Here is a 24,664-nt window from a genome sequence, read left to right as displayed (position 1 = left end):
CGCCGCATCACGTCACCAGATCCGCACCCGGTCGGCGGGGTCGAGCCACAGCCCGTCCCCCGCCTTCGTGGCGAACGCCTCATGGAACTCGTCGAGGTTGCGCACGATGTTCGCCCGGAACTCCGGCGGCGAGTGCGGGTCGATCGTCAGGTACTGCTGCTCCTGCTCCTTGCGCCGCTTGGTGCGCCAGCAGAACGCCCAGTTGAGGAACAGCCGCTGGGAGCCGCTCGCGCCGTCCGCGTCGACCGGCACGTCCGCGCCCGCGAGCGCGATCAGGTACGCGGTGTGGCCGATGGTCAGGCCGCCGAGGTCGCCGATGTTCTCGCCGACCGTGAGCGAGCCGTTGACGAACTCGCCGGGCAGGTTGCGCGGCGAGAAGCCGTCGTACTGCTTGACGAGCGCCTTCGACTTGGACTCGAAGGCGGCCTTGTCGTCCGCGGTCCACCAGTCGTTGAGATTGCCCTGGCCGTCGTACTGGGCGCCCTGGTCGTCGAAGCCGTGCCCGATCTCGTGGCCGATGACGGCGCCGATGCCGCCGTAGTTCTCCGCGGCGTCCGCGTCCGGCGAGAAGAACGGCTTCTGCAGGATGCCGGCCGGGAAGCAGATCTCGTTCGTGCCCGGGTTGTAGTAGGCGTTCACGGTCTGCGGCAGCATGAACCACTCGTCGCGGTCGACCGGCGCGCCGAGCTTCGCCATCTGCCGGTCGTGCTCGAAGGCGTCGGCGGCGTGCGCGTTGGCCAGCAGGTCGTCGGCGGTCACGGTCAGCGCCGAGTAGTCGCGGAACCGGTCCGGGTAGCCGATCTTCGGGCGGAACGTGGCGAGCTTCTCGTACGCCCGCTCCTTCGTCTCGTCGGTCATCCAGTCGAGGGCGCCGATGGACTGCCGGTAGGCCTCCAGCAGATTGGCGACCAGCTCGTCCATGAGCGCCTTGGACGTGGGCGGGAAGTGCCGGGCCACGTACTCCTTGCCGACGGCCTCGCCCATGGCGCCCTCGACGAACGCGACGGCGCGCTTCCAGCGGGCGCGCAGCTCCGGGGTGCCGTTGAGGGTGCGCCCGTAGAACTCGAAGTTGACGCGCACGAACGGGGACGACAGGTACGACGCGTTGGCCCGCAGCACCCTGGCGAGGAGCCAGTCGCGCCACTGCTCGACGGGCGTCTCGGCCAGGACCGTGGACAGGTGCGCCAGGTAGGACGGCTGGCGCACGCAGGACTGGGCGAGCGTGTCGTCGTTGCCGCCGAGTCCGGTGACATAGCCGCGCCAGTCGAAGGCCGGGGCCAGCGTGGTCAGTTCGTCAAAGGTCGTGAGGTTGTACGTCTTCTGCACGTCGCGCGTCTCGGCGCGCTCCCAGTGGCCCTCGGCGAGCCGGGTCTCCAGGGCGAGGACGGTGCGGGCCGCGGCGGCCGGGTCGGCGTGCTCGGCGAGCGTGAACAACTCGGTGAGGTACGCCTCGTACTTCTCCCGGGTCTCGGCGAACTTCTCGTCGCGGTAGTAGGACTCGTCGGGCAGGCCGAGGCCGCCCTGGAGGATGTTGAAGAGGTAACGGTCGGAGTCGCGGTCGTCGGAGTCGATGTACGCGCCGAACAGGCCGGAGCCGCCGGTGCGCTCGAAGCGGCCGAGGAACGCGGCGAGCTGCTGTACGTCGCCGAGCCCGGCCACCTCCTCCAGGAGCGGCCGCACCGGGTCCAGGCCGCGGGCCTCGACAGCGTCCTCGTCCATGAACGACGCGTACAGGTCGGCGATCTTGCGGGCCTCGTCCGCGTCGAGGCCGGTGGGCCCGCCCGCGGCGATCTCCTGAATGATCTCCTTGACCTGCTGCTCGGCGACGTCGACGAGCTGCACGAAGGGGCCCCAGCTGGAGCGGTCGTCGGGGATGGGCTCGGTCGCCAGCCACTGCCCGTTCACATGGCCGAAGAGGTCGTCCTGCGGTCGGATCGCCGGGTCCATGCCCGGGCGCGCGTCATCCAGAGTGCTCATCGCCGCAGCCTACCCAGGTCAGAGGCGGGAAAGCGCACCGAATACGGCACCGCCCCGGGCGGCGGCGAGCCGTCCGGGGCGGTGAGGCCGATCCAGGGGATCAGATGCTCATCGGGCGAGCGTGGCCAGGGCGTCGTTCAGCGTCTGCGACGGGCGCATGACGGAGGCGGCCTTGGCCGGGTCGGGCTGGAAGTAGCCGCCGATGTCGGCCGGCTCGCCCTGCACGCCGTTCAGCTCGTCGACGATCTTCTGCTCGTTCGCGGAGAGCGTCTCGGCGAGCGCGGCGAAGGCCTTGGCCAGCTCCGCGTCGTCGGTCTGCTGCGCCAGCTCCTGGGCCCAGTACAGGGCCAGGTAGAAGTGGCTGCCGCGGTTGTCGATGCCGCCGACGCGGCGGGTCGGCGACTTGTCCTCGTTGAGGAAGGTGCCGGTGGCGCGGTCCAGGGTCTCGCCGAGGACCTTCGCGTGCGCGTTGCCCGTGGTGGTGGCGAGGTGCTCGAAGGAGACGGCCAGGGCGAGGAACTCACCGAGCGAGTCCCAGCGCAGGTAGTTCTCCTTGACCAGCTGCTGGACGTGCTTCGGGGCGGAGCCGCCGGCGCCGGTCTCGAAGAGGCCGCCGCCGTTCATCAGCGGGACGACCGACAGCATCTTGGCGCTGGTGCCCAGCTCCAGGATCGGGAAGAGGTCGGTCAGGTAGTCGCGCAGCACGTTGCCGGTGACCGAGATGGTGTTCAGGCCCTCGCGGATGCGCTCGACGGAGAGCTTGGTGGCCTCGACCGGGTTGAGGATCCGGATGTCCAGGCCCTCGGTGTCGAACTCCGGCAGGTACTGCTCGACCTTCTTGATCAGCTGGGCGTCGTGGGCGCGCTCGGCGTCCAGCCAGAACACGGCCGGGTCGCCGGTGGCGCGGGCGCGCGTGGCGGCGAGCTTGACCCAGTCCTTGATCGGGGCGTCCTTGGTCTGGCAGGCGCGGAAGATGTCGCCCTCGGAGACCGTCTGCTCCAGGACGACGTCGCCGGCCTGGTTGACCAGGCGGACGGTGCCGGTGGTGGGGATCTCGAAGGTCTTGTCGTGGGAGCCGTACTCCTCGGCCTTCTGCGCCATGAGGCCGACGTTCGGGACGGAGCCCATGGTCGACGGGTCGTAGGCGCCGTGGGCGCGGCAGTCCTCGATGACGGCCTGGTACACACCGGCGTAGGAGGAGTCCGGGATCACCGCGAGGGTGTCCGCCTCGGCGCCGTCCTTGTCCCACATGTGGCCGGAGGTGCGGATCATGGCCGGCATGGAGGCGTCGATGATGACGTCGGACGGCACGTGCAGGTTGGTGATGCCGCGGTCCGAGTCGACCATGGCGAGCTCCGGGCCCGCGGCCAGCTCGGCCTCGAAGGACGCCTTGATGTCGGCGCCGTTCGCCAGCGACTCCAGGCCCTTGTAGATGCCGCCCAGACCGTCGTTCGGGGTCAGGCCGGCGGCGGCGAGGTCCGCGCCGAAGCGGGCGAAGGTCTCCGGGAAGAAGGCGCGCACGACGTGGCCGAAGACGATGGGGTCGGAGACCTTCATCATGGTGGCCTTCAGGTGCGCGGAGAACAGCACACCCTCTTCCTTGGCGCGGGCGACCTGAGCGGTCAGGAACTCGCGCAGCGCGGCGACGCGCATGACGGAGGCGTCGACGACCTCACCGGCGAGGACCGGTACGGACTCGCGCAGGACCGTGGTGGTGCCGTTGTCGGCGACGAGCTCGATGCGCAGGGCGTCGTCGGCGGCGATGGTGGCGGACTTCTCGGTGGAGCGGAAGTCGTTGGCGCCCATCGTGGCGACGTTGGTCTTCGAGTCGGCGGTCCACGCACCCATGCGGTGCGGGTGGGCCTTGGCGTAGTTCTTCACCGAGGCGGGGGCGCGACGGTCGGAGTTGCCCTCGCGCAGGACCGGGTTGACCGCGGAGCCCTTGACCTTGTCGTAGCGGGCGCGGATCTCGCGCTCCTCGTCGGTCTTCGGCTCGTCCGGGTACGCGGGGAGCGCGTAGCCCTGCTCCTGGAGCTCGGCCACGGCGGCCTTGAGCTGCGGGATGGACGCCGAGATGTTCGGCAGCTTGATGATGTTGGCCTGCGGCGTCTTGGCCAGCTCGCCCAGCTCGGCGAGGGCGTCCGGGATGCGCTGGTCCTCGGTCAGGTACTCCGAGAACACGGCGATGATGCGCCCGGCCAGGGAGATGTCCCGCGTCTCCACGCGCACACCGGCGGTCGAGGCGTAGGCCTCGATGACCGGCAGGAAAGAATACGTCGCGAGGGCCGGGGCCTCGTCTGTGTGCGTGTAAATGATGGTCGAGTCAGTCACCGGGTGCTCCGCTCCACGTCTTCCGTGTCGTCTGCAGTGTTGCTCATAATTGCTCGACATCAAGATATCTCGTACCCGGCCCTTCTCCGAAAGGGCCCTGCCCCTCAAGATCGTGCGGCCGGTCGCCCGGGCCTTCGCTCCTCACGTGGCGCGACCGTTCCTGTCCCGGAAGGGACCGGCCTCCAGGACAGCCGGGGCCGGACCCTGGTCGACGAGTGCGCCCTTCTCCAGGACGACGACCCGGTCGGCGAGGGCCGCGGTGTCGAGGTCGTGCGTGATGAGGACGAGCGACAGGTCGTCCCTTTCGCGCAGCAGTCCCGCCAGCACGTCGAGGAGGCCGCGCCGGGTGACGGAGTCCAGGCCCGAGGTCACCTCGTCGCAGACCAGGACGCGGGGCCGGGCCAGCAGCGCGCGGGCCAGGGCGGCGCGCTGGAGCTCGCCGCCCGAGAGCTGTCCGGGCCGGCGCCGCACGAGACCGGCTTCGAGCCCGAGCTCCGCGAGGACGCCGAGGGCTTCCTCGCGGGCGGCGGCGGGGGTGGCGTCGCGCAGGGTGACGGCGGTGCGGGCCACCTGGTCGAGGACGTCGCGGAACGCGTCGAACGATCCGCGGGCGTCCTGGAACACGTACTGCACGGAGGCGAGCTGGGCCCGGTCACGGCGGCGCACGCTGCGCGGCAGGGCGGCGCCGTCGAGGAGGAGCCGACCGTCGTGGTCGCGGTGGAGTCCGGCGAGGCAGCGGGCGAGGGTGGTCTTGCCGCTGCCGGAGCGGCCGAGCACGGCGAGGCACTCGCCGCCGCGCACGTCGAGCGCGGGCAGCCGCAGGACGTCGACGGCCGGGCGGGAGCCGTCGCGGTGCCGGGCGACGAGGTCCCGCACGCGCAGCACGGGCGCGTGCCCCGGGCGGGCCTGTCGGGTCCGCTCCGGTGGCGGCGCGAGGAGTTCGCGGGTCCATGGGTGGCGGGGCGCGGTCCACAGCCGTTCGGGCGGCCCGGACTCGACGACGCGGCCGCCGCGCAGGACCAGCACGTGGTCGGCGAGACCGCGTACGACGTCGAGGTCGTGACTGAGCAGGACGACGGCCACGCCGTGCGCGGCGAGGGCGGCGAGGCGCTCGACGACGCGGCTCTTGGTCACCGGGTCGAGCCCCGTGGTCGGTTCGTCCGCGACGACGACGCGGGCCCCGAGCAGCAGCGCCTGGGCCAGCACGACGCGCTGCTGCTGCCCGCCGGAGAGCTGATGGGGGTATCGCCTCAACAGACGTGCCGGCTCCGGCAGTTGAGCGGCCTCGGCGGCCTGCCGTATCCGCCGCGACGTCTCGGCCCGGCGCGCCCGGAACGGCAGGTGGCGCACCTGGGCGCGGGCGATGTCGCGCAGCAGGGCGTCGGCGCTGCGGGCCGGGTTGAGGACGGCGGCCGGATCCTGCGGCACGTATCCCACGGGCCCGTCTCCGGCGACGCACACGTCCCCGGAGACCTCGGCCCCGTCCGGGAACTCGCCGAGCAGCGCGAGCCCGGTGGTGGTCTTGCCGCTGCCGGAGGTGCCGACGAGGGCGACCGTCTCGCCCGGGCGGACGGCCAGGTCGATGCCGTCGACGAGCGCGGTGCCGCCGATCCGGACGCGCAGCCCCCGGATCTCGGCGACGTGGTCGGCGGGGAGCGTGGTGGCGAGGGCGGTGTCCGGGGTCACCGGCGGAGTCCTTTCGGTGGGCGGCGGCGGGCCGGGCGTCCGCCCTCCAGCGCCGCGTCGAACAGCAGGTTGGTCCCGGTCGTCAGGGCCACGATCAGTACCGCCGGGACGATCACCGCCCAGGGCTGGACGGACAGGCCCGGGCGGTTGCGGTCGACCATGACCGCCCAGTCCGCCGCGTCGGGCGTGACGCCCACGCCGAGGAACGCGGCCGTCGCCACGAGGTACAGGGCTCCGGTGAGGCGGATGCCCGCGTCGGCCGCGAGGGTGCGCAGGCAGGTCCGGCCGACGTGGCCGACGGCCGTGCGCCACCAGGTCTCCCCCTGCATGCGCAACGCCTCCACGGACGGCGCGGCCGCGGGACCGGCCGCGGCGGCACGGACGATCCGGGCCGCGTCCGGGATGTTGACCAGGGCGATGAGCAGCGCGAGTCCGGACGCGCCGGGCGAGAACACCGCGGCGACGAGCAGGATCAGCAGCAGGGACGGCACGGCGAGCAGGACGTCCAGGGGCCGCATCATCAGGTCCTCGATGCGGCGGTGGTCCGTCAGCGCCGCGGCGAGGCCGAGCGGCAGCGCCACCGCGTAGGCGAGAACCGTGGCGGCCAGGGCCACGACGACGACGGTCCGGCCGCCGTGCAGCACCTGCGCCACCACGTCGCGCCCCATGAAGTCGGTGCCGAGCGGGTGCCCGGCGCCAGAGGTGTACGACACTCCGCGCGGCCCCGGCTCGCCGGTGAACAGCGGCCCCAGCAGGGCGAGGGCGAGCGGGACGCCGACGAGGGCCGCCCCGGGCAGGAAGCGTCTCATGCCGCCGCCCCCGCCCGCGGCGCGAGCCGGCGCGCGACCAGGTCCGCGCCGAGGTTGAGCAGCACGGTGAGGACGCCGAAGACGACGGCGAGGCCCTGCACCACGGGCACGTCGCGTTCGGCGACGGCGGTCATGAGGACGGTGCCGAGTCCGGGGATCACGTACAGGGCCTCCACGACGATGACACCGCACAGCAACCAGTCGGCGGTGCGGGCGAGTTGCTGCGCCGCCGGGGCGAACGCCGTCGGCAGGGCGTGGGTGTAGCGGACCCGCGCGCCGGGGACGCCGTAGCGGCGGGCCTGCGCCGAGTAGGGCGCGGCGAGCGCGTCGATCATCCCGGCGCGCACGATCCTGGCCAGGGAGCACACCGGCCGGGACAGCAGGACGAGGACCGGCAGGACGAGGGCCGCCGGGTGGGCGAGCAGGTCCGTGCCGTAGCCGACGGCGGTCGGCGGCAGCCAGCCCAGGCGCAGCGCGAACACGGTGACGAGGAGCACGCCGAGTGCGAACTCGGGCACCGCGTACACGCCGAGGGTGACCGTACTGACGATCCGGTCCGCGAGCCGTCCGGCGTGCCGCGCGGCGAACACGCCGAGGCCTACGCCGAGCGGGACCAGCAGGACGAGTGTCACGGCGGCCAGCAGCAGGGTGGGGCCGAATCCGCCGACGAGGTACGAGAGGACCGGGCGGCCCGAGGTGAGCGAGGTGCCGAAGTCGCCGTGCAGCAGGTCCCACGCCCAGGCGGCGAGGCGTTCGTGGGCGGGCCGGTCGAGTTCCATGGCGTCGCGGATGGCGGCGATCCGGCGGGGGTCGGGCTGGTCCCCGGCGAGCGCCACGGCGGCGTCGCCCGGCAGCGCCTCGGTCAGGACGAAGACCAGCAGCACGACGGCCACGGTCTGGGCGGCGCCGAGGAGCAGCCGGCGGGCGAGCCAGGAGCGCGGTCCGCTCACGCGAGCCACACCTTGTCGAAGCGCGCCCAGTCGAGGGTGTTGGCGGGTGCCGCGCGCTCGACGCCCCGGACGTTGCGGGCGGTGCCGATGATCCAGTCGGCGAACCCCCAGACGAGGAAGCCGCCCTCGGCGTACAGGCGGCGCTGCATGCGCCGGTACACCTCGGCCCGTGCATCCTTGTCGCGCGTCGACTGGGCCTGCTGGTAGAGCGCGTCGAAGTCCCGGTGCTGCCACTTGGTGGCGTTGGTGGTGGAGTCGGTGAGCAGGCGCTGCGAGATGTGGGACTCGATGGGCAGGGCGCCGGAGCGGTAGGAGCACAGGGTGCCGGAGTCGAGGATGTCGCTCCAGTAGGAGTCCTTGCTGCCGGTCCGCACGGTGATCGTGACGCCCGCCTCGGCCGCCTGGTCGCGGAAGATGCCGGCCGCCTCGGTGAATCCGGCGGCGACGTCGGACGTGTCGAGGGTGACCCGGAGTTTGTCGGCGCCGGCCTTTCTGAGGAGCGAGCGGGCCCGGTCTAGGTCCTGTGTGCGCTGCGGCAGGCCGTCGGCGTAGTACTCGTAGCCCTTGCCGAACAGGTCGTTGCCGATCTGGCCGGCGCCGGAGAGCGCGCCGTCGACGAGTTCGCGCCGGTCGGCGATGAGGAAGAACGCCTCGCGGACCCTTCTGTCGTCGAACGGCGGGCGGTCGGTCTTCATCGCGAACGCCTGCATGGCGCTGCCGCGCAGGCGCACGATCTCGATGCGGCCCTGGTTCTCGTGGGCCCGGGCGGTGGCGGGGTCCAGTTCGTGCGCGTACTCGACCTGCCCGCCGAGCAGGGCGTTGGTGCGCGCCGACTCCTCGTTGGCGACGACGAGTTCGAGCTCGTCGAGGTGCGGGGCGCCGTCCCAGTAGGCGTCGTTGCGGCGGTACACGGCGGTGCGTCCCGGCGCGAACGACACGAGGCGGAAGGGGCCGGAGCCGACGGGCTTGCGGTCGAAGTCGGAGGCGCCGTCGGGCACGATGTACGCGCCGAACGCGGCCAGCACGTTGGGGAATTCGGCTGTCGGCCGCTTCAGCACGAAGGTGATCGTGCGCTCGCCCGTCGCCCGGCTGGCCTTCAGGTCGATGGGTTCCAGCGACGCCTTGGCGCGGAACGCCCCGGCGGGGTCGGCTATGCGCCGGTAGCTGTAGAGCACGTCGCGGGCGGTGACCGGGCGGCCGTCGTGGAACGTCGCCTTGCGCAGGGTGACCTGCCAGTGGTCGAGGGTCCTGTTGGCCTGCCACTTCTCGGCGAGCCGTGGCCGCGCGGACAGGTCCGCGCCGTAGTCGGCGAGTTTGTCGTAGAGGGCCTTGGCCCGGGCGACGTCGGCGAACAGGTTCGCCAGGTGCGGATCGAGTGTCTCGCCGGCGCCGCCGCCCGCGAAGGCGGCGCGCAACCGTCCGCCGCGCCGGGGCGTGGAGCCGCCCGTGCCGGCGCCGTCGGTTCCGGTGGCGGTGCCCGAACAGCCGGTCAGGGCCAGGGCGGCGGCCCCGGACGCGGCGGCGAGGAAGCCGCGTCGGCGCAGGCCGGGGAAGGGGGTGGTGTCGTGCATGGCGTAGTACGTCCTTGTGGTGTGGGCGGGAGGTGCGTCAGACGAGGCGGGCGACGAGATGCAGCCGGTCGCCGTCGGCGCAAGCGGGATCGGCGGGCAACTGACCTTGCTGCCACGGGGGTTCGGTGCGCGGACCGGGAGTGTCGTAGAGCGCGAGGACCTCGAATCCGTGCGCGGTCAGGGCGCGTCGGATCTCCTGAGGGAACAGCAGCCGCCAGGCGGAGCGCTGTCGCAGGTCCGGGGTGTCGTCGTCGGCCGTCCATATTCGGGTGCGGCGCAGGAGTTGGGCGTCGCGGTCGAGGTGGAGCGTGGTGGTGGAGCGGTAGGTGACGCCGTGCCAGGCGACGGTGTCGACGGTCGGTGTGTCGAGGAGGTCGGTCCGGCCGAGGAAGTAGGCGCCGTTGCGCATCTCGGCGAGGAGCAGCCCGCCGGGCGTCAGGGCCCGGCGACAGGAGTCCAGGAACGTGTCGAGCTGCGCGTTCGTGTGGCAGTACAGCAGGGCGCTGTCCAGGCAGACGACGGCGTCGAACTCCCGCTCCCCCAGGTCGAACCGGCGCAGGTCGGCGTGGACGTACTCGGGCCCGGGGTGGTGGGCGCGGGCGTGGGCGAGCATCGGCTCGGAGAGGTCGGCCCCGACGACGGCACGTCCCGCGCGGCTCAGGTACGCGGCGTCGCGACCGGTGCCGCAGCCGAGGTCGAGGACCCTGGTTCCGGCGTCGTACCGTCGCAGACAGTCCTCGGCCCACCGCCCGGCGCGCCGCTCGGGGTCGGGGAAGCGCGCTTCGTAGAGGGCCGGGTTGTCGGTCAGCAGGTTGCTGTGGAGCGGGGGGTGCGGTGTCGTGTCCATGGGGCGGGGGTCGTGGTTCACAGCGCGGCCGCCAGCGCGCGTTCGCGGCCGGGCAGGGCGCCCAGGCGGTGCAGCCAGGCCACGCCCGCCGCGGAGACGAGGCCGAACAGGAGGCAGCAGGCCCAGGGCAGCCAGGCGGTGCCGCGGGAGCCGACGTCCATGGCCCGGCCGACGACGGTGTTGCCGACGGCCGCGGCGATGCCGGAGACCACGTAGAAGATCCCGAAGTACGTGCCGGTGAGCTCGGGGCGGCCGAACCCGGGGATCAGCTCCATGACGAACGGCTGCGCGATCATGACGCCGACGTACAGCAGCAGTGCTCCGGCGAGCACCGCGGCGGCCGCCGCCGCCCCGGCCCCACGGCCCGCGGCGGCCATCGGGGGCGCGAACGCGAGCGCCATGACGCCCAGCCCCACGGCGATCCAGCGCGCCCGGTCGCCACGGGAGGTGAGCGCCGCGGTGACGCGCATCTGGAGGGTGAGGTTCGCGACGGTGCCGACGAGGAAGACGATCCCGGCTGCGCCGTCCCAGCCGGTGGCCTGGCGGGCGCCTTCGGGCAGCAGCAGGTACAGCTGGTTCTCCAGGGTGAACATGCCGACCATGGCGAGCGCGAACGCCAAGAAGGCCCGGTTGCCGACGACTTCGCGCCAGTCGGCGAGGAGGCCGCCCTCGGCCGGTGCGACGGAGCGCGCGGGCAGCACGAGGGCCTGGGCGGCCGTGAGCACCGCGAAGATCCCGGCGGCGGTCAGCGCGGAGGCGCGGAAGTCGACCAGCAGCAGGGCGCTGCCGAGGAGCGGCCCGACCAGGGCGCCGGTCGTCGCGAACACGTTGAACAGGGCGAACGCCTCTGCCTTCCGCTCCCCCGCTTCCTGCGCGAGATACGCCCGCACCGCCGGGTTGAAGAGGGCGCCGGCGAGTCCGCTCAGCACGGACGCGGCGAGCAGCACGGGCAGTCCGTCGCCGAGCGCGAACAGGGCGAAGCCAACGGTGCGCAGTGCGCATCCGGCGATGATGACGCCGCGTGCGCCCAGCCGGTCGGCGGCGGAACCGCCGATGAGGAACAGGCCCTGCTGGCTGAGGTTGCGCACACCGAGGACGATGCCGACGACCGCCGCCGACAGTCCGAGGTCCTCGCTCAAGTGCGTGGCCAGGTAGGGGATGAGGAGGTAGAAGCCGGTGTTGACGCCGAGCTGGTTGACGAGGAGGAGGCGGATCGCGAGGGGGAAGCGGCGCATCTCATGCCACGTCTTCATGGCGCCCTCCGTCCGTCGTGACGTCGCGTCGCTCCTCGACTCCCAGGCCGGGCAGTCCGGTTGTCCGCACGGTGCCGTCCGTTCCGCCGATTCCGGTCCACGGGTCGTGGGCGAGGAGCAGGTGGCCGTCGAGGTCGGCCCAGCGGGCGCGGGCGGCGAGGTGGACGGCGGGGGCGAGGCCGAGGGTGCTGGCGGCGAGGCAGCCGAGCATCAGGTCGGTGCCGCTGCCGTCGGTGAGTTCGGCGATGCGCAGGGCCGCGTGGACCCCGCCGCACTTGGCGAGCTTCACGTTGATGCCGTGGACGCGTCCGGCGAGGCGGCGTGCGTCGGCGAGGTCGACGGCGTCCTCGTCGGCGATCAGCGGCAGCGGGGACCGCTCGGCGAGCGCGCCGAACGAGTCGGGGTCTCCGGGGGCGACCGGCTGCTCGACGGCCTCCACGCCCAGATCGGCGTATCGGGCGAGGAGTTCGGGGGCTCGGCGCAGGGTCCAGGCGCCGTTCGGGTCGAGGAGGATCCTGGCGTGCGGCGCGGCGTCCCGGACGACTCGGACGCGTTCGATGTCGTCCTCGGGGTCGGCGCTGCCGACCTTCAGCTTGATGAGCCGGAACCCGTTCGCGGCGAGGCGACGGGCCTCCCGGGCGGCGTGCAGCGGTGACGTGATGCCGAGGGTGCGGGCGGTGGCGACGCGGGGCGCGGGCAGGCCCACCAGCCGGTGCACGGGGCTTTCGGTCCGCTTGCCGACGAGGTCCAGGAGGGCGGACTCGACGGCGGCGGTCACGGCGGGCGGGATCGCCTGCCTCGTCAACTCGCCCTCTTTCAGGGCCTCCAGAGCATTCTCGGGACTGGTGAAACGGATCAGTTCCTCACGCGCGACCCGGTCGAGGTGGCGGTGGAGCGTGTCGATGTCGAGGCCGTAGTAGACGCTGCTGACGGCCTCGCCGTGGCCTCTTTGCCCGTCGTGTTCGAGGGTGAGCCACGCGGCGTCGCGCGCGGTGGTGGTGGAACGGGAGATCCGCAGGGGCTCGGCCAGGTGGAGGCGGGCGGTGCGGTGGGTTGCCTTCACGGGTTCTCTTTCGGGGCGGGGAGGTCGGGACGGAGGGGGTCGGTCACCGTGCGGCAGCGGGTCCAGCCGGTGGCCTCGGCGGCACGGGGGTGCGCAATCTCCGCGGGATCGGCCGCGGCGGCGGTGGGCCGCAGGCCGTGACGTGCCGTGAAGTCGTCGTCGTAGACGCTGCCGAGATAACGGTGCGGCCCGTCGGGGAACACCGTGGCGACGCAGGCGCCGGGGTGGGTGCGCGCGGCCCATGCCGCGACACGCGCGACGGCGCCGGTGCTCCAGCCGCCGGTGACGAAGCTGGACCGGGCGAGCCGGCGGCAGCTGTCCACGGCTTCGGCAGGGCCGATCCAGTGGACCTCGTCGAACAGGCCGTAGGCCACGTTGCGCGGGTGGATGCTGCTGCCCAGGCCGCGCATGAGGCGGGTCCTGGCGGGCTGGCCGAAGATCGTGGAGCCGGTGGCGTCGACGCCGATGAGTCGCATCGCGGGGAAGCGCTCGCGCAGCGGTCCGGCGATCCCGGCGCTGTGTCCGCCGGTGCCGACGCTGCACACCAGGATGTCCAACGTGTCGAGGCGCTCGGTGAGTTCGGTCGCGAGCGAGGCGTATCCGGCGATGTTGTCGGGGTTGTTGTACTGGTCGGGCCAGTAGGCGCCGGGCAGCTCGGAGAGCAGGTCGCGCAGCCGGGCGAGGCGGGCCGCCTGCCAGCCGCCCTGCGCCGCGGGCCGTCGCACCAGCTCGAGACGTACGCCGTGCGCGCGCAGCAACTGCCTTACGGAGGGCTCCAGTTCGGCGTCGCCGACGAGGACGACGGGGTGCCCGAGCGCCTGCCCCGCGAAGGCGAGGCCAATGCCGAGCGTGCCGGACGTCGACTCGACGACGGGCGCTCCGGGCAGCAGCTCGCCGCGGCGCCGGGCGCCTCGCAGCATGGAGACGGCGGCGCGGGCCTTCATGCCGCCGGCGGCGAGCCCTTCCAGCTTCGCCCAGAATCCGGGGTGCGGCCCGGGCAGGTCCGCGGTGATCCGCGCGAGCGGGGTCCGGCCCAGCAGACCGAGCAGTTCGGGCCGTGCGACGGCCCCGGGTCGGACGGCCGTCGTCATCGTCGCCGCACCCCCTCGGGAGCCGCGGCGCGGTAGCGGTGGAGGACGCCGGGCCCGCCGTCGAGCCAGAAGAACGGGTACGGCTCCGCGCACACGGCGCTCACCCCGTTCCCGAGGAAGCGCGGCAGCACGGCGCTTCCGGTCTGCGCGAACATCACCAGCTGCTTCTCCTCGCGCACCGCGTGCTCGCGCAGGGCGTCGAAGGAGCCGTTGCCGAGGGTCATTCCGGAGGCCATCACGGCGTCGCTGTGATCGAGCGCGGCGGCCGCGTCGGTGACGATCGGCTCACCCCATTCGGTCGTACCTCCCTTGAGGTCGCAGGGGATGCAGCGCAGCCCTCGGGAACGCAGCTCCTCCAGAAGGGAGTTGACGACGCCGACGACCAGCACGGTCGCGCCCGGCGAGAGCCTTCCCTGGTCGAGCAGGTCGACGACGGCCGCGGCCCGCGCCCGCGACTTCTCCAGGGACGTGCCGGGCGCGAGCGTCACCGTCCGCGCGCCATGGGCCGCGGTGTGGGGTCGCAGGTGCATCAGGTACGCGTCGAGCGCCGCGACCCGCACCGGCGCCAGCGGATGCGCGAGCAAGGTGGCCACGTCGGCGCCCACACAGTCGTCGATCGCCGCGTCGGGCAGGGCGCCGGGCTCGACGGCACAGGACCCGACGGCCTCGGCGAGGCGCAGGCTGAGCACCTCGTTGCGATAGCCGGCGCCCCGGCCCTCGTGCCGGACCGCCTGACGCGTGCCGAAGGCGACCGAGATGCGCAGGGTGGCCGGATCGGGCCCCCAGGCGCCCGCGCGCACCTCGTCGACGAGTTGGTCGTACGTGGCCGGTGCCGTCCGTGTCGTGGTGGTCACCGGATCACCATCCGGTCCCGTACGTCTGCCAGCAGTGCTTCGACCCGCTCGCGCGCCCCGGGGCCTGCCGGATCGCCGGCCATGACGTGTCCGAGGTACTCGTTGTTGCTGCCCGCTGCGCTGACCGCGCGCCCGGGTTCGGGGAGCAGAACTTCCAACACGTCGTCCTCCTGCAGGAGTTGTTCGTCGTCACCGACGGCGGTGAGCGTGCCGTCGGCCTCGGGCACGAGGAAGCCGATGGCGGCGCTGCGCAGTCCGGTGTCACGTACGGCGAGGTCGGGTTCGCGGCCGAGCGCCACGTCCACGGCGGCCGCGGCGAGGTCGACGCCGGTGACGTGCCGGACGAGTTCCGTGATGCGGTTCCCGGCGGGGCGCGGGTTGACCTCGACGACGCGGGGCCCCGCGGAGGTCAGCTTGATCTCGGTGTGCGCGACGACGCCGTCCGTGAGTTCCAGCGCCTTGAGCGCGGCAACTGTCGTTTCCTGGACGGCCGTTCGCTCGGTGGGGGTGAGCGGCGCGGGGAACATGTGACCTGTCTCGATGAACGCGGGCGCCCCGGCGACACTTTTGTCGGTCACCCCGACGACGCTGATGCGCCCGCGCGACGACACGGTCTCGACGCTGACCTCGGGCCCGTCGAGCAACTCCTCCAGGAGGACGAGGCGCGGGCGGTGCTGCCCGCGCGCGTTGACGGGGAAGTCGGCCAACGCCCGGCAGGCCGCGACGAGTTCGGCCTCGTCGTCCACGCGTCGTACGTACATGCCGGCGCACAGGTCGACCGGCTTGACCACGAGCGGGAATCCCAGGCCGCGAGCCGCCCGGACCTCCGCCGCGCCGGGTTCGTCGTCGGACTCCACGACCGCGAACCGCGGCCCGGGCAGTCCGGCGTCCTCGAGGATCCGCCGGGTGAGGTCCTTGCGGCAGGCGTGCGCGACCGCGTCGGCGCCCGGCCCGGGCAGACCGAGCCGCGCCGCGACGGCGGCCACGGTCGGCAGGTAGTAGTCGCACGAGCTGATCACGCCGTCGAAGGCGAGGGCCGCATGCAGCCGCTCGACGACCGGCAGCAGCGTGTCGATGTCGTTCGTATCGGCCGTGATCACGTTGCGGGCCCCGAGCAGGGGATGCCGGACGCCCTCGGGCGCCGCCCTCAGGTAGTGACTCAGGTCGCGTGTGAGGAACGTGAACTCGTGTCCCCCTTCGCGCAGCGCCTTGGGCAGCAGCCTGCTCATCGACCCGACCCAGCTCTCGACCACCAGCAGATGTCCCACAACTCCCCTTTCATGGCGCGCGGTTGACGTCACACGCGCGGCGGCACGGCAGCACGGCGCACCCCCGGTGGCGGGGGTCGCCGACTTGACCGGAGACACGTTATCGACAATCGTTTTCATTGTCATCTGACGGTTCATCGTCAGGCCCACGTCGCACCGGGCCGCCCCGACCGCACAGCCGTCGGCCGCCCGCGTACGCCGCCTCCCGACCACCGAATGCGAGCCCTGAACGCCGTGACGCCCCTCGCCCGCCGCACAACCCGATCACTGTCCGTCCTGCCGCTCCTGGCCGCGGCGCTCCTGGGGCCCGCGCCGTCCGCGGCCCAGGCCGAGCCCGCCGCCGCCCTGGAGTTCGGCGCCTGCCCGGACTCCGTGCCGGCCCCCGCCGCCCCGGCCCGCGTCGAGTGCGCCACTCTCGACGTCCCGCTCGACCGGCACCGCCCCGACGGCCCCCGCCTCTCCGTCGCCGTCTCCCGCGTCCCGGCCACCGGCACACCGGCGGAGCGCCGTGGGATTCTTCTGGTCAATCCGGGCGGTCCGGGCGGCTCCGGACTCTCCTATGCGGTCACGAAGCGGGCCAAACTGCCCGAGTCGGTGCGCCGTTCGTACGACGTCATCGGCTTCGATCCGCGCGGCGTCGGGCTCAGTTCGCCTGTCTCGTGCGGACGGATGGGCGGACTGTTCGACAGCCCGGGGGACGATCCGGTCCCCCGCGGCACGGCGGCCGAACAACGCCATCTGGGCAGCCTGCGGACGCTCGCCGACGACTGCGCGGCCGACGCGTCCGACGCCCTGCCGTACTTCTCGACCGAGCAGACGGCGCGCGACATGGATGCGATACGCGCGGCGCTCGGGGAACGCCGCCTGAGCTTTCTCGGTGTCTCCTACGGGAGTTACCTCGGTGCCGCGTACACGGCGCTGTTCCCGCAGCGGGTACGGCACATGGTGCTCGACAGTGTGGTCGGCCCCGAGGACTGGTACGCCTTCGACCTGCGGCAGAGCCGCGCCCTGCTCACCCAGCGCGACACCTTCTTCGCCTGGGCAGCCGCCCACGCGGACCGCTTCGCGCTCGGCACCGACGCCCGGGCCGTGCGTGCCTCGTACCTACGGGTGCGCCGGGGCGTCGAGGCCGATCCGGTGAGCGGCTTCGGGCCCGCAGAGTTCGACCGCGCCGTGTACCGCGCCCTGGGCCGCACGGAACGCTGGGCACCCCTCGCCGAAGCGCTGCACGCCTATTCGGAAGGGGGCGGCGTCGACGGCCTGCGCCCGGCAGCACCCTTCGACGGCCCCGACTCCCGCAACTACGAGGCCGCCAACCGCATCGTGAAGTGCGCGGACGGGCCCGGCCCCGCACCCCGGGAGGTCCTCGCTGACCTGCGCGCGCTCCGCACCCTGGACTCTCAGCCCGTCCTGACCGGTGTGGAGGCGTCGGCCTGCGCGTACTGGCACCACCGCCCCGCCCACCGGACGGCGCTCGGCTCCCCGGACGCACCGCCGGTCCTGCTGGTCAACTCCGCGCACGATCCGGTCACGCCCCTCGCCGGCGCCCGCGCGCTGGCCCGCACCCTTCCCGGCTCGCGGTTGATCACGCTCGACGCCGACTACTCCCACGGCGTGTTCGCCAGTCGCGGCAATGCCTGCGTGGACCGTGCGGTGGCCGCCTACCTCGACGACGGGACGCTCCCCGCGACGCCGGACCTGCACTGCACCGGCCCCGGGCTGCCCGCCGCCTGACCGCTCACCCGGCATGAGGCGGACCGGTCCGCCTCACGCCGCCGCGCAGCACCCCGGTACGACCCGGGGTGCTGCGCGGCGGTGCGTCGGATGGGGAATCGGGGTCAGCGGGCGCGGACCACCTGTGCGGCGAGAAGGTGGGAGTCGAGCAGCGTGATGTCGGCGGTGCGATCGGCCCGGGAGTACCCGGCCAGCATGCGCTTGGTCATGACCAGGGCTTCGGGCGAGCGTCTGCCGAGCGGTCTGGTCCACGCGGCGACGGCGCGCTCCAGTTCGTCGGGAGGGGTCACCTTGTGCAGGAGCGAGATCCGGTGCGCGGTGGTGGCGTCGAAGGTGTCGCAGGTGAGCATGAGTTCGCGGATCCTGGCGGCTCCGGCCTCGGAGATCAGTCGGCCCATGGCGCCGCCCCAGGCCGGGGGCAGGCCGACGCCCACCTCCGGCATGCGGAACCGGCAGGTGTCCGCGCCGGCGCGCAGATCGCAGTACGAGGCCAGCGCGAGGCCGGCTCCGATGACCCTGCCGTGGAGTTGGGCGATGGTGATGACGTGGGTGTTCTCGATCGCCTGGCACAGGCGGTGGGCCTTGTCCACGATGCGGCGCAGGGCGGCGCCGGTCGGGTCCTGCTCCATGGCCGCCTGGAACTCGGTGCGGTCGGCCCCCAGGCAGAAGTCCTCGCCCATCGAGGACAGCACGAGGATGCGGATGTCGGGCCGTTCGTGGAGATCGTCCAGTACCGCGATGAGGTCATCGAGGACGGCGACGCTCAATGTGTCGTCCTGCCCCGTGGGGTTGAGGCGGAGGTGGAGCACCGGGCCGTCCTGCTCGACGAGTATCGCCTTGCGGGACGGCACGGTGAGGAAACGATCCTGCTCAGTCATGCGAAGGTAACGTCCAAGTTCATGGGGCGCCGGAACGCCACGCGGGGCGCCCAGGCCGGCGGGCGGACCAGGGTGAGACGGGGAAGGCGCTGGGTCAGGCGGCGGAGAAGTGTCTGGGCCTCCAGCCGGGCCAGCGGGGCGCCGAGGCAGTAGTGGATGCCTCCGCTGAAGGCCAGGTGGGCGGGTTTGCGCAGGGGGTCGAAGCGGTCGGGGTCGCTGTGCCTGGCCGGATCGCGGTGCGCCGCCGCCACCATGAGGTGCACCATCTCGTCCCGCCGGATCTCGACCCCGCCCAGGATCGTGTCCCGGGAGGCGACCCGGCTGATCACATGGGTGGGCGGGTCGTGGCGCAGCGACTCCTCGACGAATGCGGGCACGAGATCGGGGCAGGTGGTGATGAGGTTCCACCGCTCCCGGTGCTCGACGAGCCGGAGTGCCATCGTTGTCAACAGGGTCGAGGTGGTCTCCAGAGCCGCCAGCACGACGAACAGGGCCAGCAGATAGACCTGCTCGTCGGCCTCGGCACGGTCCGGCTCGATGGCGTCCCAGGCCTGTATCCATCGGGAGACGGGGTCGTCGCCAGGGCGGGCGCGCCGGTTGCGGACCAGATCGACGAAGTAGGAGCGCAGTTCGGCGGTGGCGGCGTCCGATCTGGCCAGCTGGGTGGCGGAGGGCAGTAATTCCTGGGTGAAGACCTGCTCGTGGGTCAGGGTGCGCAGGCGCGGCCAGTCCGCGGCGGGCAGTCCGAGCCAGTGCCCGACGGTCGCGACGGGCAGTTCCTCGCTGACCAGGGCGGCGAAGTCGGCTTCGCCCTCCCGTAGTTGCTCGACCAACCCGTCGAGCAGCCGGTCGGTCACCTGCTCGACCGTCCGGCCGAGGTCCTGGATGGTGGTGCGGTCGAAGCCGCCGGCGGCCCGGCGTACCCGCGTGTGGTCCGGGGGGTTGAGCGCGGGCAGGGTGTTGCCCATCTCCCGTGAGGAAGGCGCGTTCCAGCGCGTGCCCGCCCCCTGCCGTTCTCGCCAGCGCGCGTCGGGTTCGAGCCACTCGCGACTTCGCAGGACCTGGTCACAGGTGTCGAAGCCGGTGACGAGGGAGCCGCCCCAAGGGGCGGGACTGACCTCGCCCCTTGCTGCGAGTTCGGCGTAGACGGGGAAGGGGTCGGCCTGCCCCTTGGCGGTTCGCAGTCGAGAGAACAGGGATACGGCGGCACGACGGTCGTAGGGCTGGGTGGAGACAGCTCCCATGGCGACGGCTCCTTTCTGAGCATCAGCCGCCATGGATACCCACAAGATCGTTGAAGCATCCAATAACCCACTGTCCTCACAGGGTTACTTTGATCACTCGCCTCTCGTCCATGCCAGGAATCGGCTGAACAGGCCCCCTTTGCGCTGCCTCGAAGCAGCGGAACCGGCCTCGACCTGGGCATTTCTCGCCAGCAGGGCGTCCGCGGGAACGGCCGCCGGCTGAGAAGCGGAACCTGTCTGCGGCTGACTGAAGTCGGTTGCGGCAAAGGGAATCGTTCGCGAAGTGAAACGGACGGGGAGCGTCACCAACGAGCGGCTCCACGGCGAGGGCACCCACGCGAGGGCCGCGAACGGCCGGCTCAGCTCGACGTCCGGGAGACGCTTGAGCAGAGACTCGACGGCAGTGACCGCGATCATGAACGCCGGGTCCTTGGCGGGGCAGCCGTGCGGCCCCGCTCCGAAGCCCAGGTGCGCCTTCGCGCTGAGCTGCTCACGGTGGACGCTCAGCTTGGGGTCGGTGTTGGCCGCGGCGAAGGAGATCAGCACCGGATCGTTGGCCCGGATGACCCGGCCGCCCAGTTCGACGTCGTGAGTCGGGTAGTGAGCCGCGTAGTTGGCGATCGGCGCGTAGTTCCACAGGGTCTGGGAGACGGCGCCCTCCACCGGCAGGCCGGCCTGCCACTGCTCGTCCAGGTACAGCGCGCTGCTCGTGCCGATGGTGGCCGCGAGGGGTGCCGTTCCGCCGGACAGCAGGGTCACGAGCTGGTGCAGCACCTCCTCGTCGCTCAGCCCGGCCGGGTGCTGCATCAGACGGGTCGTCAGGTCCGGGCCCGGACGGCGGTGCTTGAGGGCGATCAGCTCGGCGAGCGCGGCACCCAGGACCTCGTCGGCGCCGGGTGTGCCCTCGAAGATCCCGCTGATCCCGGCGATCACGCGGTCGCCGATCTCGGGCGGGCAGCCGAACAGATGGCTGAAGATCAGCAGCGGCAGCGGCTGGGCGTAGGCCGACATCAGGTCCGCCTGGCCGCCGGGCTCGGAACTGAAGCTGCTGATCAGGTAGTCGGCGGACTGCTGCGTCAGGCGGACGAGCTGGCGTTCGTCGACCGTGGCGAGGCTGTCGGTCACGACCTGGCGCAGCCGGGCGTGGGCCGCGCCGTCGCTGAAGAGCGCGTTCGGGCGGTAGCCCATCATCGGCAGGGCCGGGCTGTCGGCCGGGACGCGCCCCTCGTTCAGCGCGTTCCAGCGCCGGGAGTCGCGCACGAAGGACGCGGGGTTGTGCAGGATGTGCAGGGCCGCGTCGTAGCTGGTGACCAGCTCGACCTGGACGTCGGGGGCGATGTCCACGGGCGCGCTGGGGCCGGCGGCGCGCAGGTGCGCGTAGTGACCGTCGGGGTCGGCGCCGAACGAGGGACCGTAGAGGGCGAGGTTCTCGTGGGCGGGGCAGCCCGGCGGTATGTGCGAGGTCTGTGACGGCTGGTGCATTCCTGGGCTCCTAGGGCCTGTCCGGCGGATCAGGCCGCGTGTGGGTGGCGGTCACTTGTCGGTGCTGGTGAGCGGGGTCTGGCGCGCCGCGTTCGCTTCGCTCTCTCCGCCTCGGCTCTTCGCCGAGTTCTTCGGATGCCGAGCGCGGCTGCACGGCGGACGACCGAGGCGTCGCGGAGCGAGGGTGACCGAGGACGACGCAGCGGATGCGGCGCGTGCCGGGCCCCGCGCCCGCGACCGGATCCGCCGGACAGGCCTAGGCGAGCAGGGACATGAGGTGCTTCACGAGGGTGATGAGCGCCTGCGCCGCGGACTGCTCGTCGCGTACGTCGCATCGGATGACCGGGGTCTCCGGCGAGAGGTTCAGCGCCTCGTGGATCTCGTCGAGCGGGTAGTCGACGGTGCCGTCGAAGTGATTGACACCGATCGCGTACGTCAGGCCGAACCGTTCCACGAGGTCCAGCACGGGGAACGACTCGTCCAGGCGCTCGGGGTCGACGAGGACCAGTGCGCCCAGCGCGCCGCGCGACAGCTCTTCCCACATCTCCTTGAAGCGCTCCTGGCCGGGCGTGCCGAACAGGTAGAGAACGAGGGTGTCACTGAGGCTGAGGCGGCCGAAGTCCATGGCCACGGTCGTGGTCGTCTTGTCCGGCGTGCCGGAGAGGTCGTCGAAGCCGACGCTGGCCTCGGTGATCTCCTCCTCGGTCCGCAGCGGCTCGATCTCGGAGAGACTGCCGATGCAGGTGGTCTTCCCGACCCCGAAGTGCCCCACTATGAGGATCTTCACCGCATGGGAGACGTCTGGATCCAGGTACAAGAGTCACGCTCCGAATCGGTTCTTCAGGCCGTCGAGCACGGCGCTGACCAGTTCCCTGTCGACCCGTTCGGCGCGCGGGATGGGTTTTCTGACAAGGATCAGGCCGCTCTCCTCCAACTGCGCCAGCAGGATGCGCACGATGCCCAGCGGCAGGTGGGTGTGCCCGGCCACTTCGGCCACGGACAGGAATCCGTCGGCGACCAGGTCGACGACCGTGCGCGCTTCCGGTGACAGGGCGCGCACGGCTGCCTCGGCGTCGCGGGCGGCCGTCACCAGGGCGGTGTGTTCGTACTGGTGGTCCGGGGGCAGGGCACGCCCGTTCGTGATCACGAAGAGCGGCACTAACGGGGAGGTCAGCTCCAGCCCCTCATCCGGGTCTTCAGACATCGCCGGCTCCCCCTCCGCGCGGGGACCGCGCGGCAAGTTCGGGCACCACCTCGTGCAGCCGGGTGGTGAACTCCTCGATGTCGCAGTCGTGTTCGGCGGCCGCGGCCAGGAAAGCCCCGTCGCCGGCGGCGATCAGGAAGATCCAGCCGTGCGAGAACTCGATGACCGTCTGCCGCCACGAGGCGTCCTCGACGGCACCCGCGAACTGTGCCGTCACCCTGCTGTAGGCGTGGATGCCGGTCATCGCGGCGGAGATGGTGTCCGCCAGGTCCCGGGTCATCCCCGCGGTCGCCCCGCGCGGCAGTCCGTCACCGCCCAGGAGCACGGCGTGCCGGGCGCCTCGCACGCCGGCGATCACCCGGTCCAGGTCGGGCAGCACGAAACCGGATCCGCCCGTGGCCTCGTGGCGGGCCGCCTCGGCGGTGCCTCCCGCCGCGGCCTCGTCCGCCTGGACCCTGGGCGCCGACGTGAGGTTGTTGCCCAGCCGGGCCACCAGCCGGTGCATACGGAAGGAGATCTGCTGCATGTCCACGTCGGGCTCGGCGGCCGCGGCGAGGTAGGCGCCCTGACCGGCCCCGATCAGGAAGATCCAGCCGTGCGAGAACTCGATGACCGTCTGGCTCCACTGCCCGTCCTTCGCCGTACCGGCGAAGTGGGCGGTGGCCCGGCTGAGGGACTGCATGCCGGCCATGGCGGCGGAGATGGTGCCCACGTCCTTCGGGTCCAGCCCCTCCGTGGAGCCGCGGGGAAGGCCGTCGGCGGACAGCAGGACGGCGTGCCGTGCCCGGGGGACGTTCTGCACGATGTCCTCGAGCATCCAGGACAGGTCTGCGGTCATTCGTCTTCGGACCCTTCGGCCGACGCTGTGTCGAGGTTGCGGCCCGACATCGTTCCCCGCTGGAAGGCACCCAGGCTGCGGCCCGAGGTGCGCGGCACGTCCTCGGCGGCCGGGGAGGCGGGCCGGGGGGCCACGGCGTCGGGCACGCTCGCGACCGGCGACTGGCGCGCTCCCCGCTTCGGCAGCCCGTGCACCGTGCGCTTCGGGGCGGCGGTCCGCGCCTCGGGCTGGCGGAGGGGGCTGACGGGCGCCTCCTTGGCCGGCGACGGAGCGTTCTCGGCCTGCGGCGGCGTCTCCTCCATGGTCCACAGCTCCTCGGGCAGCAGGACGACGGCGCGGACACCGCCGTACCGGGAGACTCCGGTGACGTCCACCTTGAAGCCGTACTGACGGGCGATCAGACCGATGACGGGGAAACCGAACTTGGGCTGGTTGCCGAGCTGCGACAGGCGGGGGACGTCGTCGCCGGAGAGCAGCGCGGTCGCCCGCTGCCGGTCCTCGTCGCTCATGCTGACGCCGGCGTCGTCGATGACGATGCACAGGTTGTTCTGGATCCGCTGGAACGTCACCTCGATCGGTGCGTCCTGCTGGGAGAAGCTGGCAGCGTTGTCAAGGAGTTCGGCCACGGCGAGGGCGACGGGCGCGACCGCGGACGCCTTCAGCGCGAGGCCGGTCTGCTGCATGATGGCGACCCGGTTGAAGTTGCGGATCTGGCCCTGGGCGCTGCGCACCACGTCGTAGACGCTGGCCGGCCTGTTGCGCCGGCCGAGGGGCGCGCCGCACATCACGGCGATGCCCTGGGCCTTGCGCGCCATCTGGGCGTTGGCGTGGTTCACGTCCAGGAGGTCGCTGAGGACGGCGTGGCCTCCGTACCGCCGCTGAATGCCGTCCAGCAGCGTGGTCTGCTCGGCCGCCAGGCTCTGCAGGAAGCTGGCGGCGCCCTTGAGGACCGCCTTGGTGTTCTCCTCGGCGGCTTCCTTCGCCTCCAGGATGGCTCCGTCGCGCTCGTCCCAGATTCTCTGCAACTCGACGCGAGAGACGTGAAGCTGACTGTTCAGAGTGCTCAACTGCTGGCGCAGCTCGGCTTCTGCCTGCTGTTTCTTCGCCGCGAGGGCTCTGCTGCGGGCGGTGAGTGCCACAACGGCGGCGACGGATATTGCCGCTATTGCAACCAGGCACCACACAAGTGCATCTCGTGTCATGGAAACCTTTCTCGGCGCATGGCCAGCAGGAAGCGACAGATGCAGTTCGTCAGGGCCCGCGACACGGCCCGGGGCAGCGCCCGGCAGGCGCTGCACAAAGAGGGGTCACGTCGCAAGGAGGCGCGCGGGACGAGTGGATCAAGATCGCGGATGCCGGGATGCTATCACCGTGATCACCCCTCAAATCCCGCACCGAGACGCCCCCTTGTCCGGCCCGGAACCCGGGGGAAAGCCCGCGGCGCAGCGCTTGCGGGGCCCCGGCGACGGCCCTGCGGCACACCCTCGCCACCAGGCACTATGTCCGGATCTTGACGGGCCGCCGGCGGATGCCGCCCCTGTCCGGCCCATAGATGAAAACCTGGCGAACCGCCAGAGGGCACGA

At 72.2% G+C, this 24,664-nt stretch carries 20 protein-coding genes; 1 reads left to right on the top strand and 19 read right to left on the bottom strand.

What is annotated here, in order from left to right:
- Positions 1–12 precede the first annotated feature (12 nt).
- The 12 genes from ACQUQD_RS37170 to ACQUQD_RS37115 form a co-directional block, all read right to left on the bottom strand.
- Entirely contained in the window at positions 13–1,977 is a 1,965-nt protein-coding gene (locus ACQUQD_RS37170; RefSeq protein WP_428956613.1) for a M13 family metallopeptidase, read from the bottom strand.
- 108 nt (positions 1,978–2,085) lie between these two features.
- A complete protein-coding gene (locus ACQUQD_RS37165; RefSeq protein ID WP_428956612.1) occupies positions 2,086–4,308 on the bottom strand; it encodes an NADP-dependent isocitrate dehydrogenase in 2,223 nt (740 codons plus the stop codon).
- A gap of 141 nt (positions 4,309–4,449) precedes the next feature.
- Entirely contained in the window at positions 4,450–5,994 is a 1,545-nt protein-coding gene (locus tag ACQUQD_RS37160) for an ABC transporter ATP-binding protein (protein WP_428956611.1), read from the bottom strand.
- A complete protein-coding gene (locus ACQUQD_RS37155; RefSeq protein WP_428956610.1) occupies positions 5,991–6,803 on the bottom strand; it encodes an ABC transporter permease subunit in 813 nt (270 codons plus the stop codon). The genes ACQUQD_RS37160 and ACQUQD_RS37155 overlap by 4 nt, the downstream gene beginning before the upstream one ends.
- On the bottom strand, positions 6,800–7,753 hold the full coding sequence (locus ACQUQD_RS37150; RefSeq protein WP_428956609.1) for an ABC transporter permease: 954 nt from the start codon (positions 7,751–7,753) through the stop codon (positions 6,800–6,802). The genes ACQUQD_RS37155 and ACQUQD_RS37150 overlap by 4 nt, the downstream gene beginning before the upstream one ends.
- Positions 7,750–9,324: an ABC transporter substrate-binding protein gene (locus ACQUQD_RS37145; RefSeq protein WP_428956608.1), complete on the bottom strand. Its 1,575-nt coding sequence runs from the start codon at positions 9,322–9,324 to the stop codon at positions 7,750–7,752. The genes ACQUQD_RS37150 and ACQUQD_RS37145 overlap by 4 nt, the downstream gene beginning before the upstream one ends.
- A 37-nt stretch (positions 9,325–9,361) precedes the next feature.
- Positions 9,362–10,171 carry a class I SAM-dependent methyltransferase gene (locus ACQUQD_RS37140; protein ID WP_428956607.1) on the bottom strand — a complete coding sequence of 270 codons (810 nt, stop codon included), beginning with the start codon at positions 10,169–10,171 and terminating at the stop codon, positions 9,362–9,364.
- A gap of 17 nt (positions 10,172–10,188) precedes the next feature.
- Positions 10,189–11,424, bottom strand: coding sequence for an MFS transporter (locus tag ACQUQD_RS37135; protein ID WP_428956606.1), 1,236 nt, complete (start codon positions 11,422–11,424; stop codon positions 10,189–10,191).
- Positions 11,408–12,487, bottom strand: a complete 1,080-nt coding sequence (locus tag ACQUQD_RS37130; protein WP_428956605.1) for a dipeptide epimerase — start codon at positions 12,485–12,487, stop codon at positions 11,408–11,410. The genes ACQUQD_RS37135 and ACQUQD_RS37130 overlap by 17 nt, the downstream gene beginning before the upstream one ends.
- On the bottom strand, positions 12,484–13,578 hold the full coding sequence (locus ACQUQD_RS37125) for a PLP-dependent cysteine synthase family protein (protein ID WP_428956604.1): 1,095 nt from the start codon (positions 13,576–13,578) through the stop codon (positions 12,484–12,486). Before ACQUQD_RS37125 ends, ACQUQD_RS37130 begins: the two co-directional genes overlap by 4 nt.
- Entirely contained in the window at positions 13,575–14,432 is an 858-nt protein-coding gene (locus ACQUQD_RS37120; protein WP_428956603.1) for a Rossmann-like domain-containing protein, read from the bottom strand. The genes ACQUQD_RS37125 and ACQUQD_RS37120 overlap by 4 nt, the downstream gene beginning before the upstream one ends.
- A complete protein-coding gene (locus tag ACQUQD_RS37115; RefSeq protein WP_428956602.1) occupies positions 14,429–15,700 on the bottom strand; it encodes an ATP-grasp domain-containing protein in 1,272 nt (423 codons plus the stop codon). The genes ACQUQD_RS37120 and ACQUQD_RS37115 overlap by 4 nt, the downstream gene beginning before the upstream one ends.
- Positions 15,701–15,916: 216 nt before the next feature.
- Here ACQUQD_RS37115 and ACQUQD_RS37110 point away from each other — a divergent pair, with 216 nt between their 5' ends.
- Positions 15,917–17,434 (top strand): alpha/beta fold hydrolase, encoded by a 1,518-nt coding sequence (locus tag ACQUQD_RS37110; protein ID WP_428956601.1) that lies wholly within the window; start codon positions 15,917–15,919, stop codon positions 17,432–17,434.
- 104 nt (positions 17,435–17,538) lie between these two features.
- Here the strand turns inward: ACQUQD_RS37110 and ACQUQD_RS37105 are convergent, their stop codons facing one another.
- The 7 genes from ACQUQD_RS37105 to ACQUQD_RS37075 form a co-directional block, all read right to left on the bottom strand.
- Complete coding sequence (locus ACQUQD_RS37105) at positions 17,539–18,312, bottom strand: enoyl-CoA hydratase/isomerase family protein (protein ID WP_428956600.1); 774 nt, start codon at positions 18,310–18,312, stop codon at positions 17,539–17,541.
- Complete coding sequence (locus ACQUQD_RS37100; protein WP_428956599.1) at positions 18,309–19,556, bottom strand: cytochrome P450; 1,248 nt, start codon at positions 19,554–19,556, stop codon at positions 18,309–18,311. The genes ACQUQD_RS37105 and ACQUQD_RS37100 overlap by 4 nt, the downstream gene beginning before the upstream one ends.
- 93 nt (positions 19,557–19,649) lie before the next feature.
- Positions 19,650–21,038 (bottom strand): cytochrome P450, encoded by a 1,389-nt coding sequence (locus ACQUQD_RS37095; protein WP_428956598.1) that lies wholly within the window; start codon positions 21,036–21,038, stop codon positions 19,650–19,652.
- Positions 21,039–21,294: 256 nt separating this feature from the next.
- Positions 21,295–21,855, bottom strand: a complete 561-nt coding sequence (locus ACQUQD_RS37090; protein WP_428956597.1) for a GTP-binding protein — start codon at positions 21,853–21,855, stop codon at positions 21,295–21,297.
- Between the two features lie 3 nt (positions 21,856–21,858).
- The gene (locus ACQUQD_RS37085; protein WP_428956596.1) at positions 21,859–22,242 is read right to left on the bottom strand and encodes a DUF742 domain-containing protein; all 384 of its coding nucleotides are present in this window, start codon (positions 22,240–22,242) and stop codon (positions 21,859–21,861) included.
- The gene (locus ACQUQD_RS37080) at positions 22,235–23,080 is read right to left on the bottom strand and encodes a roadblock/LC7 domain-containing protein (protein ID WP_428956595.1); all 846 of its coding nucleotides are present in this window, start codon (positions 23,078–23,080) and stop codon (positions 22,235–22,237) included. Before ACQUQD_RS37080 ends, ACQUQD_RS37085 begins: the two co-directional genes overlap by 8 nt.
- Complete coding sequence (locus ACQUQD_RS37075; protein WP_428956594.1) at positions 23,077–24,219, bottom strand: ATP-binding protein; 1,143 nt, start codon at positions 24,217–24,219, stop codon at positions 23,077–23,079. Before ACQUQD_RS37075 ends, ACQUQD_RS37080 begins: the two co-directional genes overlap by 4 nt.
- Between the last annotated feature and the right edge of the window lie 445 nt (positions 24,220–24,664).

It is taken from the genome of Streptomyces sp. cg35, assembly GCF_050410835.1.
Classification (GTDB): domain Bacteria; phylum Actinomycetota; class Actinomycetes; order Streptomycetales; family Streptomycetaceae; genus Streptomyces.
This window is presented reverse-complemented; position numbering and strand designations above follow the sequence as displayed.

Coding starts and splice junctions, on each gene's coding strand:
- ACQUQD_RS37110 (WP_428956601.1), top strand. CDS start 15,917: ATGCGAGCCCTGAACGCCGTGACGCCCCTCGCCCGCCGCACAACCCGA.
- ACQUQD_RS37095 (WP_428956598.1), bottom strand. CDS start 21,038: ATGCACCAGCCGTCACAGACCTCGCACATACCGCCGGGCTGCCCCGCC.
- ACQUQD_RS37100 (WP_428956599.1), bottom strand. CDS start 19,556: ATGGGAGCTGTCTCCACCCAGCCCTACGACCGTCGTGCCGCCGTATCC.
- ACQUQD_RS37135 (WP_428956606.1), bottom strand. CDS start 11,424: ATGAAGACGTGGCATGAGATGCGCCGCTTCCCCCTCGCGATCCGCCTC.
- ACQUQD_RS37145 (WP_428956608.1), bottom strand. CDS start 9,324: ATGCACGACACCACCCCCTTCCCCGGCCTGCGCCGACGCGGCTTCCTC.
- ACQUQD_RS37125 (WP_428956604.1), bottom strand. CDS start 13,578: ATGACGACGGCCGTCCGACCCGGGGCCGTCGCACGGCCCGAACTGCTC.
- ACQUQD_RS37170 (WP_428956613.1), bottom strand. CDS start 1,977: ATGAGCACTCTGGATGACGCGCGCCCGGGCATGGACCCGGCGATCCGA.
- ACQUQD_RS37140 (WP_428956607.1), bottom strand. CDS start 10,171: ATGGACACGACACCGCACCCCCCGCTCCACAGCAACCTGCTGACCGAC.
- ACQUQD_RS37105 (WP_428956600.1), bottom strand. CDS start 18,312: ATGACTGAGCAGGATCGTTTCCTCACCGTGCCGTCCCGCAAGGCGATA.
- ACQUQD_RS37155 (WP_428956610.1), bottom strand. CDS start 6,803: ATGAGACGCTTCCTGCCCGGGGCGGCCCTCGTCGGCGTCCCGCTCGCC.
- ACQUQD_RS37085 (WP_428956596.1), bottom strand. CDS start 22,242: ATGTCTGAAGACCCGGATGAGGGGCTGGAGCTGACCTCCCCGTTAGTG.
- ACQUQD_RS37080 (WP_428956595.1), bottom strand. CDS start 23,080: ATGACCGCAGACCTGTCCTGGATGCTCGAGGACATCGTGCAGAACGTC.